7 protein-coding genes are annotated in these 15,198 nt (G+C 51.4%); 2 read left to right on the top strand and 5 right to left on the bottom strand.

The annotated features are described in order from the left end of the window. Window positions 1–97: 97 nt before the first annotated feature. Window positions 98–1,075 (bottom strand): hypothetical protein, encoded by a 978-nt coding sequence (locus tag ACWHYD_RS13240; protein WP_447962502.1) that lies wholly within the window; start codon window positions 1,073–1,075, stop codon window positions 98–100. A 1,277-nt stretch (window positions 1,076–2,352) separates the two neighbouring features. On the opposite strand from ACWHYD_RS13240, the gene ACWHYD_RS13245 reads away from it, so the two are divergent. After that, window positions 2,353–5,241 (top strand): FG-GAP-like repeat-containing protein, encoded by a 2,889-nt coding sequence (locus ACWHYD_RS13245; RefSeq protein ID WP_447962503.1) that lies wholly within the window; start codon window positions 2,353–2,355, stop codon window positions 5,239–5,241. Window positions 5,242–5,851: 610 nt separating this feature from the next. After that, window positions 5,852–10,702, top strand: coding sequence for an FG-GAP-like repeat-containing protein (locus ACWHYD_RS13250; RefSeq protein ID WP_447962504.1), 4,851 nt, complete (start codon window positions 5,852–5,854; stop codon window positions 10,700–10,702). 466 nt (window positions 10,703–11,168) lie between these two features. Here ACWHYD_RS13250 and ACWHYD_RS13255 read toward each other — a convergent pair whose 3' ends face one another. From ACWHYD_RS13255 to ACWHYD_RS13270, 4 genes are all read right to left on the bottom strand, one after another. Beyond that, on the bottom strand, window positions 11,169–12,155 hold the full coding sequence (locus tag ACWHYD_RS13255) for an ABC transporter ATP-binding protein (protein WP_447962505.1): 987 nt from the start codon (window positions 12,153–12,155) through the stop codon (window positions 11,169–11,171). 72 nt (window positions 12,156–12,227) lie between these two features. Then, complete coding sequence (locus ACWHYD_RS13260; RefSeq protein WP_447962506.1) at window positions 12,228–13,214, bottom strand: ABC transporter ATP-binding protein; 987 nt, start codon at window positions 13,212–13,214, stop codon at window positions 12,228–12,230. Next, window positions 13,215–14,207, bottom strand: a complete 993-nt coding sequence (locus tag ACWHYD_RS13265; protein ID WP_447962507.1) for an ABC transporter permease — start codon at window positions 14,205–14,207, stop codon at window positions 13,215–13,217. It lies immediately after the preceding gene. 28 nt (window positions 14,208–14,235) lie between these two features. Further along, window positions 14,236–15,198 carry an ABC transporter permease gene (locus ACWHYD_RS13270; RefSeq protein ID WP_342347418.1) on the bottom strand — a complete coding sequence of 321 codons (963 nt, stop codon included), beginning with the start codon at window positions 15,196–15,198 and terminating at the stop codon, window positions 14,236–14,238.

The raw sequence follows: 15,198 nt of genomic DNA on the forward strand, positions 1-15,198 counted from the left end.
AACAGGGCCTCCAATAGGATCTTGGGACAATTAACCTCCAAACAATTCAATTATCGATAAAGATCGATTCCCGCCAGCAGAAGAGAGATCAAGGAAACTAAGACTCAACCGGCGCTTGCTTCAATTCGGCATCTTTCTTCTTTAAGCAATCGTTAATATTTCGCATGTCCACAGCAGGAAATTTCTTAAACGCTAAATCATCCACTTCAGAAAAAAGCTGTTCGGCTTCTTCATGCTTTCTTTCATACGTCTTAATAACACCAAGGTTGAACTTTGCAGCCGCTAGGTCCTCCTTATTGGATGGGGTAGACTCAAGTTCCACAATAACTTCAGAGAAAATATTTTTGGCATTCTCCAATTTTCCTGCCCGAGCTTCCGCAATTCCCCGTTCTATTCTTGGAACATCGCTGGCCTTATAAAATATGACATTCCGCTCTTTTGCTGTAGGCACAATGGAATAAATTACTTCTTCGGCCGCCTTTTTAATGGCCAAGTCCTGAAGTTCCGCAGGATTCAATTGGGCCGCAGATCCCCATTGGACCGAAGAACTATCTCCAAAAGATGTAGACAGACGCTTGACTTGAATTTGCCGGCCGGTTTCCGTTTCGGTGAAATGCAATCGTCCATTCACAAGAGCTTGGCCTGTCCGTGTTGATTTGGGGCAATTCAGCGGTCTGCCCGTCCGTGGATCGATGCCGCAAGTATCCACGGACCTATCCTGACTTTCTTTGTACTGGTAGTTTACTTCCCCTAGGACCAAAACGGTCCCTGGCAGCATTGCTCCAAGTTTCATTTGCTTGGTTTGATCAAACAAATCCTCTTGAGCAATACCGAGTTCTTTAAGATGCGCCGCTAATTGGGTCCTGTCTATCACTCTAATATCCTTATTTTTCACCATTTCTTCCATAATAGCCGCTGAAAAATCCGCACCAGCATTCCCTTTAATATCTGCAAAGGCGATATTCTTGTATTGGGTTAAGTCAATTTCGGCCGGTTCCGTGACGAGAATTCTGGCAACCTCAGTCTTGCAAATGGCGTCAGCTGCCCCACACATCCAATCTGTCATTGAACTCAAAGAAACCCCTTTTTTCTGGTGATCGGGTCCGACCTCAAACTCACAAGAAGGTCCGATTTTTTGGATTCCATGCGTGCATCCAGTTATTAGCACGGCGAAAAAAATAAAACCAAGTCTTCCCCAATGTGAACATAAATCCAATGACCTCAGGATTCGTTTCATAACCACCTTCCTTTCCACACCTTTTAAGAAAGTTTTGCTAGAAGAACCTCCAATGTACAAATTGACAACTGTCGCCTACTCCTTGCTCCCCCAACTCATATTTTAATGTAGGATTGAGTGGTTGGATTAATCTTTAAAATGCACAAGATGGGCCAAAGAAATCGTTTCCGCACCTAAAAACGTTTCGATTCATTGAAATTTTTTCCTTTCCGTTATTTTAGTCCCAAGGAATTTCAACGCCAGAATACTTTTCCCATTTTGATGACTTTCAATTTATTTCCAGACTCAAATATTTAACTTGAGTCTTGAAATCAAGAACATAACTTCCATTAATAACGGCCCATCTAACTCCAAACTCTCTCGATCCATGTCGTTTTTAGCGATGTCGTTGAAAAATATCAAGTGTCAATAACAATTCCTTTGGTGTTTGAACTGCGAGCTTCTTCTTCTCCTCCACCTCCAGCCTTGCGTTTCAGGTAGGGGAAAAAATTATATTTCCGTGCAATAAGGCAATAGCAATGGACTTTCTACCAATCTCTCACCAATCTCATTTTTCAATTCGCCTAAAAATAAAGTACTTTCAAATTTATTCTTCTCTTCCGGGCTTTCGCTGAAAAGGTGACTCGGCACCTCATCAACCACTTCTGAATTCCCCGCCCCTTCTCCTTGAAGACCAATTCAGGTTGCGATCTTTCCCCTCAGACTGACTAGAGCTTCCCCTCACCATGCGGGGAAGACTTTGTAATCCCCACCACTCAATAATGTTTTTTTCGCCACTTCACAAAAAACATCATAAAATTTCATCGAATTTTCAATACCTTACGCTGATCCACCATCTACAACCCCTTCATTATTCAAATCGGGCATTGGCCTTGCTGAAAGCCTCCTTATGATTTCACGCAACCCAAACATACAAGGAGGGGATCATGGTCGAATTCATCATGGGTGGACTCATTCTTCTGTTGGGAGGATTGGCCCTCTTCGATCTAGGCTAAGTATAAGCCTGGCCTGATCTGGAAATTTTCGAAAAGGTGGATTGGACAACCCCTAGGCATCCCACATTTTCAAGAAGCCAACATTCATCTAATCATTTTCTATTATCCCTGGAGGTTTACATGAGATGTACAAGTAAAATACTTGGAGCGTGGATTGTGACCATGGCTTTGCTGTCCGGAATAGCCAATGCAGGACCGGAAAGGGATCCATTGGTACCCCGTGTTCCGGTGGACCAGCGTGCAGCGGCCAAGCTGCTCAATTCGCCCTTATATGAGAGAGCGGCCAATGCTCCTGCAGGCATTGTAGCGGAAGGGAAAGCTTTGTATGAGGGGAAAGGTACTTGTATCAACTGCCATGGAATAAATGGAGACGGAAAAGGTCCTGCTGGGGCCGTCTTAAATCCAGGGGCCCGAAACTTCACCAATTGTACATTCCACAAAAAACGGAAAGACGGGGAATTGATGTGGATAATCAAAAACGGCAGCCCAGGAACTGGAATGGTGCCTTTAATCCCGGCCACCATCAGTGAGGAAGAAGCTTGGAAAATCATTGCCTACGAAAGAAGCTTCTGTAACGACTTTTCCCAGGGGAATGAAGGATCGCGAACCCTGCAGGTGACCAACACGGGCAGCGGAATAGGCACGGTCACCAGCACCCCAACAGGTATCTCCTGCGGAAACAATTGCCTGGAAACCTATCCCAAAAACGCAATCGTGACTCTGGTCTCTATTCCCGTTTCAGGATCGACCTTTGTCGGGTGGCGTGGAGGAGATTGTAGTGGTACGGGAGACTGCACGGTGACCCTGACCGACAACATGACTGTGACGGCAACCTTTGACTATGTTCCACCAGTCACCACGAGCCGAACAGGTTCGATCCGTGGCAACGTCCTCTTCTCCGGAAGCGTTCCGCCTCCCAAAGAATATTCTTTGTCTAAATTTCCTAATGCAAAATTCTGTCAGAAAAATGCCAATATTAGTGTTGATGGGACAACGCGGCTCCTAAAAGAAGTGGAAGTCGATAGCCGCAGTCGAGGTTTGAAAAATGTGGTGGTTTCCATACGGAATATTAATGACCAATTATGGACCTCTACTTTTGAAAGGGCCCCCGCCCAGGAAGTGATTATCGATCATTGCGAGTATTTGCCCTACACGGGAGTCGCCGTGAGAAATGGACGCTTTAAGGTCGTGAACAACGATGCCGATCCAAGTGATCCCAAGTCGGCGGAAGGCGTGTTGCACAATGTACATAGCTTCGATCAACTGGGTGCCAAATCCAGTACAGAGTTCAATATCGGTTTGGCTAGAAAAGGCGATTCTTTAGAGAAAAATGTCAAGTTGAAAATGTCTCAAAAGGGTTCCATGTTGCGGTTGCAATGTGACCAACATGAATTTGAGCAAGCGTGGTTTCTCCCCGTAACCAATCCGTTCTATGGAAAAACAAATAACGAAGGAGCGTTTGAAATACATCATGTCCCAGCCGGGACTCATCAACTGATGGCCTGGCATCCCATAGCGGGACAAATCGTTGCGAATGTAACGGTAAAGGAAGGGGAAATCGCCACGGCCAATTTTCAGCTCGGCAATCAGGAGAATAAAATTCCTAAACACTTACAGGTGACAATGGCCGGCAACGGCAGGGGCACCGTCACCAGCAATCCTGCCGGGATTATCTGTGGGACGGACTGCTCGGAATGGTATTCCTCCGGCACCGCTGTGCTCTTGACGCCGACCGCCAGTCCAGGCTCAATTTTTTCCGGCTGGAGTGGTGGCAGCTGTAGCCGCACAAGCCCTTGTACCGTCACCATGATGAGTGATACGACGGTCACCGCCACATTTTCTCTGCTTCCCCCTCAACCTTCGAGTCAAGTCACCCTGCAAGTCATCACCAAGGGGGCGGGAAGCGGAACGGTCACGAGTAATCCTGCCGGCATTTCCTGTGGGACAGATTGCTCGGAATCCTATGCCAGTGGCACCGTAATGACCTTGTTCGCCTCTTCCAAGCGCGGCTCCCTCTTTCTTGGCTGGAGTGGCGGCGGGTGCAGTGGAACCGATCCTTGCGTCCTCACGCCCACGACAAACACCATTGTGTCGGCCACCTTTACCACCCCGTCTCTCACCAAAACCAGAAATGATTTGGATGGCAATGGGACCGCTGATCTCCTTTGGCGCAACACCAAGAATGGGAGCACCGCGATCTGGTTGCTCAATGAGACAGGTGTTGCCACCTCAGGCTTCCCGGGCGGCGTGCCGCCAGCCTGGCACATCGCCGGGAGCGGCGATGTGAATGGCGATGGCAAGGCCGATGTCATCTGGAGGCATAGCACGAGCGCCACCGTGGCCATCTGGCTGATGAATGGGGCAACCATTACTTCCGTGGGCTTTCCCGCCAATGTGCCCACGGCTTGGAGTCTGGAAGCCGTTGAAGATGTCAATGGAGATGGCCAAGCCGACCTGCTTTGGCGTAATACGACTGATGGCAATACGGCGATCTGGTTGATGAACGGAACCAGGATCGCCGCCTCGAGTTTTTTGGGGAAAGTGCCACTTGCCTGGCAAATCGCGGGAATGGGCGATGCGAATGCCGATGGCAAGGCGGATATCATCTGGCGTAATGGGACAAGCAACGGGGTCGCCGTATGGCTGATGAACGGGATGAGCATTTTGTCCGTTGGCTTTCCCGGCAGCGCCTCACCGGGTTTTCAGATCACGGGAGTGGGCGATGTCAACGGCGATGGCAAAGTCGACCTCGTCTGGCGCAACACGAGTACCGGGGATGTAACAGTGTGGCTATTGAATGGGCCCACCATTGCTTCAACAGGGTCCCTGGGGGGATTACCGTCGCAATGGCAGATTGCACAGGTGGGCGATGCGAATGGCGACGGCAAAGCCGATGTCTTCTGGCACAATAACGTCAGTGGGCAAGTGGCCGTGTGGAGGATGAATGGGTTGAGTATTGCCGCTACAGCCTATCCGGGAAGGACGTCGACCGATTGGCAAATTCAATAGCTTTGGGTAGTTGCTCGGTCCAGGATTCCTCTGCAGGGGGACCGAGCAATGGATTTGTCAGGTTTCAGGTGGAAAACCATAGGAAGTTCGGTAACACCGCAGCAAAAGTACAACCATCCTGCCCTTTCCAGGCTTCCTTCACAGGACAAGGCATTCTGAGTGAAGTGTTCGAGGACAAAGAAAATGGCTCAAAGTTCCTTGATTTTTATGGTACCCCCAGCTACTAGCGATTTGGGAAAAGGAGTAACCAATATTGATTTTATTCAACCAAAGAGTTAAAGACTGTCCAGCCAAGCGAGTTGCCTTTTCCACGAAGAGTGGGTGCGCAATTGAAAAGGGATGTTCGGGTTCTCGATGACACGGGAACAGAGTCTCATGGATGAGCGTGGGGGGACAGGAGGTTCCTGTTTCCCCACGTTTTTTTTTGCCGATGGTATCAGAGAACTCAAATGACAATTTTATCATGAGCATTAGGCAGAGCCGGTTAGGATATCGCCATATTTTTGATTCATAATTTTTCATTATTTTCATGATGATTTCATTAAATGAAAGGGTACATCGCATGGAACAAGCCCCCCACACAAACCAGAACGGCAGATGTTTATCATGGATGTATATTCCCACTCTGATCATGATGCTATTGAGCGTTGGGTTAACGACACTTCCCCATACGGCGCAGGCCGCCATCGCCTTGCAGGTGGAGGTGAATCCAGATCCGGCCTTAGCCGGCGAACTCTTGGACGTACAGTTTACCGTGACCAATACCGGCGGAACCGCAAGCGGGAACGTGACACTCTCGTTTGTCTATCCGGCTGGCCTTAATAGCATTTCCGATCTTACGAAAGAGTTCCCAGGCGATTGCATTGGTTCTACTTGTGAACCAGGCGAGACGGCCGTTGTCAATGTTGGGACATTACCGGCTGGCAAAGGGAAATCGGTTTCTCTACGTCCCCGTATTTCCGGTAGCGCCACACCCGGAAGCAGCATTGTTTTGAATGTCGATGCCTTAGAAAACTCGGTCATGCGAACATCGGCGAGCAGCTCTATTACTGTGGCTACCAGCCAGATTCTCAACCTTGTGGTTGCCGAGAGTCAGGATCCAGTCTCTGTTGGCGACGCGCTCACCTTTACATTGGACTTTGGAGTCTCGATATCCAGTGCGGGTTCGCCCAATGCTATTTTGAGCTTCCCGTTGCCAGCTGGCACTACATTTCAATCCGCCACGCAGGGAGGCAGCCTTGTGAACAATAACAGGGTGGACTGGTCGCTGGGCAGTCTGAACCCTGGGGAGAGCGGTCAGCGGAGTCTAACGGTGACCGTGAATGGAAATATTGCAAACGGTACCATTTTACACACTGAGGCCGTATTCTCCGATTCGGCTGTCCCCGCAAATCAAACCCGCACATCCACCACCACAAGAGTTCAGGCTCCCGTGTCAATGGATTTACGCATTTCGGCAACTCCAAACCCGGTTATGGTCGGTGAGCTTATTGACCTCGAACTGACTGTGACAAACGTGGATACCGTGAGTCGTTCCAATGTCACCGTGGCTCTAAAATTTCCAGATGAATTTGTTTCTCTATCCGAGAGCTTATTCGCTGGTGACTGCGTGGGCTCTACCTGCGAACCCGGTGAAGTAGCCATCTTTAGCGTGGGAACGCTCGCTGCAGGGAAAGGATTGACAATTTCGTTGCCTCCTCAAGTGGCCGCCGGCATCTCCGACGGCCGACTTGTCAGAATCGAGGCGTCGGCAACGGATACTTCAGGAGATATGGTTGAGGCATCCACCAGCTTGCGGGTTCGTAACACCCGAGATCGAGATTTGCGCATCGCTGTCGATCGAGACCCGGTCGCACCTGGCCAGAACATGACCTACACGTTCAGCTACGGAATTCTTAGCAGCGGAGCCGGGTCGCCTAATGCTAAACTGAGTCTCAAGCTTCCTGAGGGCACATCCTTCGTGTCGGCAAGCAACGGAGGCATGCTAAACAATAATGTAGTCGAGTGGGCACTGGGACCGCTTAACCCCGGTGAGGGAGGCATCCGCACGGCAGTCCTCACTGCGAGTTCCGGTTTGTTGCCTGGCTCGAGTATTTTGGCTGAGTCGATGCTCACCGATTCTGTGAATCCTTCGAATGAGGTGCAAGCCAATAAGGTGACTCAGGTGAAAAATGAGATCCCTCTTGAACTCGCAATCACTACAAATGCAGACCCGGCCAAACCTGGACAATTGCTCGATATCGAAATTGTTTTGGCCAATCCAACTACATTAGTCCGATCCAATATCTCGGTTTCACTTGAATACCCATCAAACATGGAAAGCGTGTCCGAAGGTCTGATTGAAGGCGATTGTATTGGCAGTACTTGCGAAGCCAGCGAAACTATGACCTTCACCGTTGGCACACTCGCAGCAGGCAAAGGGAAAAGTTTTTCATTGCCCGTCAGAATTGCCAATCCGACCATTGATGGTCGCCTCATCGATTTTCAAGCGGAAATCACCGACAGCACCGGAGTGCAGATCCGCCGGAATGTCGTGGTCCGAGTGGACAGCTCCTCAACCCTGCAATTAGCTCTCGAAGACAATATTGACCCCGCTGTTCCATCTGAAATCATTGAATATCGTCTCGCATATGGAGAGTTGGATACAGGCGGCAGCGTTCCCAACGCGCAGATGCAATTGGTGCTTCCTCCTGAAATGACTTTTGTGAGTGCAACAGGAGGAAGCACGGAAAGTGGCGGGACTGTGACCTGGAATCTTGGGGGGCTGAACCCGGGCGAGGGCGGCCAACAGACCGTGTTGGCGCAAGTTGGTGCCAGCGTAGGCCAGGGAATGGTTATCCATGCCCAGGCCAGCTTGTCAAACGGTGGGACTCCGATGAAGATTCTGACCGCTTCCCAAGCAACTCGAGTCGAACCGGTCTCACCGCTTGAGCTTCAGGTTGTTGCAAATCCGAACCCGGCTTTACCCGGCGAAATCCTGGATGTAGAAGTTTCGGTGGCCAACAGGAGCGCTCTGAGCCGATCAGGGGTCCTGCTTCGGCTGGAATATGTCGATGGATTGTCCAGTTTGAGTGAGTCCTTAAGCGAGGGGGGGGACTGCTTGGGATCTACCTGCGAAGCGCAGGAGCGCCTGTTGTTTAATATTGGCACTCTTGCGGCCGGTACAGGAAAATCATTTTCTGTGCCTGCCCAAGTCGTGACCAATAGCGCGAGCGGAAGCGTGCTGGTCTTTCGGGCTGACCTGACGGATAGTACCGGTGATCTCATCCGTAGCGCCGACACGCTGGTCATCGACTCCTCGCGAGAATTGCAATTGGCCTTGAGCGAAAATCGCGATCCCGTGGTGCCCGGAGAGACATTTACCTACACACTCACACTTGCCGCGCTGGAACCGGGGCTTGGCGCGGCCAACGGGACTCTGCGCCTCCAACTGCCATCGAGAGTCACACTGAATAATGCCAGCAATGGCGGGACTATCAGTGGAGATACCGTGAGTTGGGTCATCAGCGGACTGAATGCTGGAGAGGGCGCAACACGCACAGCCACGGTTCAACTGTCCGCCTCCGCTGAACTTGGCTCTTTGCTTCGCGCACACGCTGAATTGGAAGATGGCTTGACCCCTCCAAACCCAAACAGAATATCATCGGTGGCGCGAGTGCAAAATACTCTGCCTTTAAATCTGGCGGTCTCGGCAAAACCCAATCCCGCTGACCCTGGCGAACTGCTGGATATCGACCTTTTGGTCGGAAACTCAGACTCGTTGAGCCGAACAGGTGTGACGTTGGTCCTGGAGTACCCGGCTGGGTTGAATTCCCTTTTCACCTCCGGACTCTCAGGGACTTGCCCGGGCAGCTCTTGTGAATCTCCAGAACGGCTCATCTTCAACGTGGGGACCTTAACCGCCGGCCAGGAAAAAACAGTATCCATACCACCGACTGTAGCCCGCAACACGCCAAACGGCACCATCATTAATTTCGATGCGTTTTTGAGCGATAGCACCGGTGCTGTGCGGGAAAGCAGCGGAGAAATATTTGTCGGTCGGGTCATCGCTAATGATGTCCTTATGACAGTCACCAAAGCGGGCACGGGTAATGGCACCGTCACCAGCAGTCCTACTGGCATTACGTGTGGTGTGGACTGCTCCGAGATGTATTCCCCAGGTACAGCCGTGCTCTTAACGCCAATAGCCGGTGTAGGCTCTATTTTTTCCGGTTGGAGTGGTGGCGGCTGTAGTGGAACAGGTTCCTGCACTGTCACGCCAACAAGTGATGTGACGGTCGTCGCCACTTTTTCTCTGCTTCCCCCTCCCCCTCCTGGTCAAGTGACCCTGCAGATCGTGCCCACCGGTAGAGGGAGCGGCACAGTCACCAGCAGCCCTGCCGGGATCTCCTGTGGGTCTGACTGCTCAGAATTTTTTTCTAGTGGCACCGGGGTGACGTTAACCGCCGTCGCCAATCCCGGCTCCCTTTTCCTTGGCTGGAGCGGCGGCGCCTGCAGTGGAACCGCCCCTTGCGTCCTGCCGCTCACAGCGAATACTACCGTGTCGGCCGTCTTTGGCAATCCATCCGTTACGGAGACCAGGAATGATCTGGATGGCGACGGCAGAGCGGACCTTCTCTGGCGCAATACCAAGAATGGTAGTACGGCAATCTGGTTGCTGGATGGGTCAGGTATTGCCGCATCCGGCTTCCCGGGCGGTGTGCCGCTCGCCTGGCAAGTCGCCGGAATCGGCGATGTGAATGGGGATGGCAAGGCGGATGTTATTTGGCGTCATAGCACAAGCGCCACCGTGGCCATCTGGCTGATGAATGGGGTAACCATTACTTCCGTGGGCTTTCCTGCCAGTGTGCCAAGGGTTTGGAGCCTGCAAACCGTTGGAGATGTCAACGGCGATGGCAAGGCCGACCTGCTCTGGCGCAATTCGAACGATGGCAACACGGTAATCTGGTTGATGAATGGGACGAGAATTGCCGCTTCAGGATTTTTGGGTAAAGTATCGCTCACCTGGCAGCTCGCGGGAGCAGGCGATATAAACGGTGATGGAAAAGCGGATCTCATTTGGCACAATGGCACGAGCAACGCGCTGGCCGTATGGGTGATGAACGGGTTAATAAGGACGTCCGTGGGCTTTCCAGGCAGCGGTTCGTCAGACTTTCAGGTTGCGGGAGTGGGTGATGTCAACGGCGATGGTAGGGCTGACCTCGTGTGGCGCAATTCAAAAAACGGAGAGGTGGTGGTGTGGTTGCTGAATGGAACCACAATTGCGTCAACGGGCTCTCTGGGTGGATTGGCGTCGGAATGGCAGATTGTGCAAGTGGCCGACACAGATGGCGATGGAATAACTGATGTTTTCTGGCGCAACAACCTCAGTGGGCAGGTAGCTGTGTGGAAAATGAATGGGTTGAGTCTTCCCACCACCGTCTTTCCCGGAAAAGCACCGACCGACTGGGAGATTCAATAGATCAGGATGTGTGCTCGGTCCCGAATGCTTCTGCAACGGGACCGAGTAAGTTCTTATGCGCCTGTATCCTCTTAGATTGTGTGGAAAGGCATCAGTCCACCCCTTCACCACCGGTCTGGGGAGGTCGTGCATGGGAACAAAGCAAGATTCGTTTAAAATTTCTCACTGGAAAAATAGCGTAGCCAGTATAGTCATGACACAAAACCTTTCGGCAGTAAGATAAAAAGAAGGAACTTCAGGATGCTTCGATCGATTCCAGGCAATGCCCTGAATAGATAGGGTTCGGACAAACTTGCCATCAATTTCATTTTTTCGGGTGAACTTTGAAGGGAGGCCATAATATTTGATGACCCAGTGAGTCAGGCCGAACAGGCTCATTCCCAGTTCGTTCAAGAGCTGAACAGGCAAATTTAATTTTTACAAAACGCGTGCTTGTTAGACAGGCAACGCTTGTGTCCGAACTTGATTAAGGATACAGATGGCACCAGACCTGGTGGCCTTTTTCGGGAGGACCGATTTGGGTCAATTTTGGCTCTACTGTTTTGCAGACATCCATGACTTCTGGGCAGCGGGGATGGAATCGGCATCCGGCGGGAGGATTTAAGGGCGACGGGACATCGCCGGGAAGGATAATGCGTTTGGGTGGGGCTGTTGGATCGGGAACCGGATTGGCAGAGAGCAATGCCTGCGTGTAGGGGTGCTTGGGGGTCGCAAAGAGATCCTCAGCAGGAGCGACTTCCGCGAACTTGCCTACATACATGACCGCGATCCGGTCGGCAAGGTATTGCACCACATTGAGATCATGCGTGATGAACAAATAGGAGAGGTGAAATTCCTGCTGGAGGTCACGAAGCAGATTCAGGATTTGCGCTTGAATGGACACGTCCAGGGCTGACACCGCTTCATCACAGACGATGAATTTTGGATTGAGCGCCAGGGCACGCGCAATGCCTACCCGCTGGCGTTGGCCGCCTGAGAATTCATGCGGATACCGTGATTGATGCTCCGGCCGCAAACCCACACGAATAAACAATTGATTCACTTGATCCTGAAGTTCCTGGCCTTTGGCGATCTGGTGAATCTTGAGCGGCTCAGCCACAATGGCCCCGATGGTCATGCGGGGATTGAGTGAGCTATACGGGTCCTGAAAAATGATTTGCATCCGGCGACGTGTCTGCCGCAACTCCTTCGAAGAGAGGGCCAACACATCTTTTCCCTCGAAGGTTACCGTTCCCGCCGTCGGTTCCATGAGCCTGAGAATACTTCGTCCCACCGTGGTTTTTCCACAACCCGACTCTCCGACCAGGCCTAACGTTTCCCCTTGATTCAAGTGAAAGGTGACATCGTCAACCGCCTGGACCCATGCCGACACACGGGAAAAGAGTCCGCTTCGGACGGGGAAATATTTTTTCAACCCTGTGACTTGGAGTAATGATTTCGTGGAATCAGTCATCAGTAACGACGAATTCTTAAAGTGGGATATAGAATTTTTTTACAACAGAAATGGTCATGCAGTTCGTTTCCATCATGTCTCTTTTTTGTCATATAACCAACACACGGTTTCATGCGACTCCCCCACTTGCACCGTTGGCGGAGGCTGAAGAGGGCAATGCTCCATCACTTCCGGACAACGGGAAGAAAAATGGCAACCGGACGGATACTGTAAGGGAGACGGCACGGTTCCCGGAATGGCTTCTAATCTGGCCTGGCGCTCCCCCGGTCGCGGCAGTGATTTCAAGAGCGCGCTCGTGTAGGGATGGCTGGGATTGCGAAATAACTCTTTCACGGTTGCCCGTTCGGCAATTTTGCTCGCATACATGACAATGACATCCTGGGCAAATTGCGCGACCACGCCCAAGTTATGTGTGATCAGCAAAATAGCCATACCCAAATCCTTCTGAAGAGCCGACAGCAGATCCAGAATTTGCGCTTGTATGGTCACATCCAAGGCCGTGGTCGGTTCGTCGGCAATCAACAGGTCAGGTTTACAGGCCAGGGCCATGGCGATCATCACCCGCTGCTTCATCCCGCCGGACATTTCATGGGGGTATTGATCGATACGGCTTTCAGGCGCAGAAATACGCACTTTCTCCAACAAGCTGATCACTTCTTTTCGAATATCGCGATCCGATAGGTTCGTATGGATTTTCAGGACTTCACCGATCTGATCGCCGATCGACATGACTGGATTCAGCGAGGTCATGGGCTCTTGAAACACCATGCCAATGGATTTTCCACGAATCCGGCGCATGTCCTTTTCGGGTAGATCCAGCAAATTCTGCCCTTTGAAATGAATCGTGCCACCAATCACACGACCAGGAGCAGAGATCAGACGCATGATCGACAGGGCTGCCACGGACTTCCCACAGCCGGATTCTCCCACCAAGGCCAGCGTTTGCCCGCCTCGAATGGAAAAGCTCACATCATCAACGGCTTTGATTTCACCTTTATCCGTGAAAAACGAGGTCCGAAGGTTGGACACCTGCAATAGTGGGTGTAGGCGGGATTCCATTTACCGGCTTCGCAATTTCGGATTTAAGGCCTCACGCAGGCCTTCTCCAACAAGATTAAAGGCCAGCACCACCAAAAAAATCGCCAGGCCGGGAATAAAGAATAACCAGGGCGCATCGAACACAAACCCTTTGCCATCCGACAGGATATTGCCCCATGTGGCATAGGGCGGAGGTACTCCAAAACCCAGAAAGCTTAAACCCGACTCTGTTAAAATTGCCGAGGCGACGCCGATTGTGGCTGACACAAACACCGGCGCCAGAGCATTGGGCACCATATGCCGGAAAATAATCCGCCCCTCGGGTATCCCTAATGCTTTAGCTGCGGTCACATAGTCCTGCTCACGGATAGACAAAAACTCCGCCCGGACAAATCGGGCCGTCCCCATCCAACTAAACAATCCAATAATGATCATGATGGTGTAGATGCTGGGCGGGAGGAGAGCCACGGCAGTCAGTATGAGGAAAAATGTCGGGAAACACATCATGGCATCGGTGAATCGCATGATCAGCGTATCGACGGTAATAAACCACAACTTCACGTGCCCGTAAAAACCGGAAAGTCCGCCCAACAAGATGCCAATCCCCAATGAAATTCCGACGGCCACAAACCCGATAGACAGCGATACAAACGAGCCCTGAAACATCCGGGCAAACACGTCACGCCCCAATTCGTCGGTGCCCATGAGATAGACCCCGCCAAAGGGCCGATCTTCCAGAATACTATCCGGAGAAGGCACAGACAACGGGGGAAGAAATTTATCTGTCAGTCGCACCGCTTCCGGATCGAATACGACCCACCATTCCGTCAGGACTTTCCCGGATACCGCCATCAGTAAGAGAAGCACGAGGACCCAAAATCCGAAGAGAGCCTGGTAGTCCTTGGTAAATACGCGGAGGAATTCTTCCCATGGCGTTTCCTGTGGAGCCAGGCCTTCCGCATCAAGGGAAGCCATCTTGGTTTTAAGTGAAGCGCCGGTCTTTGAGTGATTCATGAAGGGATCGTTACTCTGGTGCTCGTGATTAATGCAGGCGGATCCTCGGATCCACCACCGCATACAGAATATCCGAGATCAAGGTGCCCAAGAGGGTCAGAACTGCGGCGATAAAGTTGAGTGTCATGATGATCGGGAAATCTCTTGAAAGAATGGCTTCATAGGCTAACCTTCCCAACCCCGGCCAGGCAAAAATCTGCTCGAAGATCACGGACCCGCCAATCAACCCGGGGAGCAGAAGACCGAACATGGTCACAAACGGCAGTAGCGCATTCCCCAACGCATGGCCATATATCACGGTATCCTCCTGAAGACCTTTCGCCCTGGCGGTCCGGACATAATCCTGGCTCAATACCTCTAACATCTGAGACCGAACATAGCGAGACAGCACCGCGATCCCCCCGATTGCCGTCATGACGGATGGAATGACCAAATGCCAGATACGATCCATCATCTGATAGGCGGGCTGGGCATGCTCCATTCCGAAAGTCTTGATGCTGATCACCGGAACCCCCAACCATCCCACCACCCATAAAATGGCTAAAAACGACAGGAAAAAACCGGGAACCGAAATGAGCGCATACGACGAAAATACGGTCAGCCGGTCATACAGCCCGCCTCGAAATACCGCCCCATAAATCCCGGCAGGAAAAGCCCACGTCCACACCAGAATCGTGGCTAGAATAAATAAGGGCAAAGAATTCAGAAATCGATCCCAAATTTTAGGAAGGACCGGCTGGCTATCCTTGAAAGACTTGAGTTCCCCGGAAGCCAAGTCCCTTATCCAATACGCATATTGCACATAGAGCGGATCATCTAAGTGGAAGGCCGCGCGAATTTTGGCGATATCTTCCGGTTTCATCCGGGGATTCATCGGATCCACTTCACTGGGTTCCCCTGGAGCCAGATGAATAAAGGAATGGGCCAAAAAAGACACAATGACCAGCAGAATCAGCCGTTGCGCCACATTGCGAACAATAAAATTCCACAT

The organism is Nitrospira sp. Ecomares 2.1 (assembly GCF_965152585.1).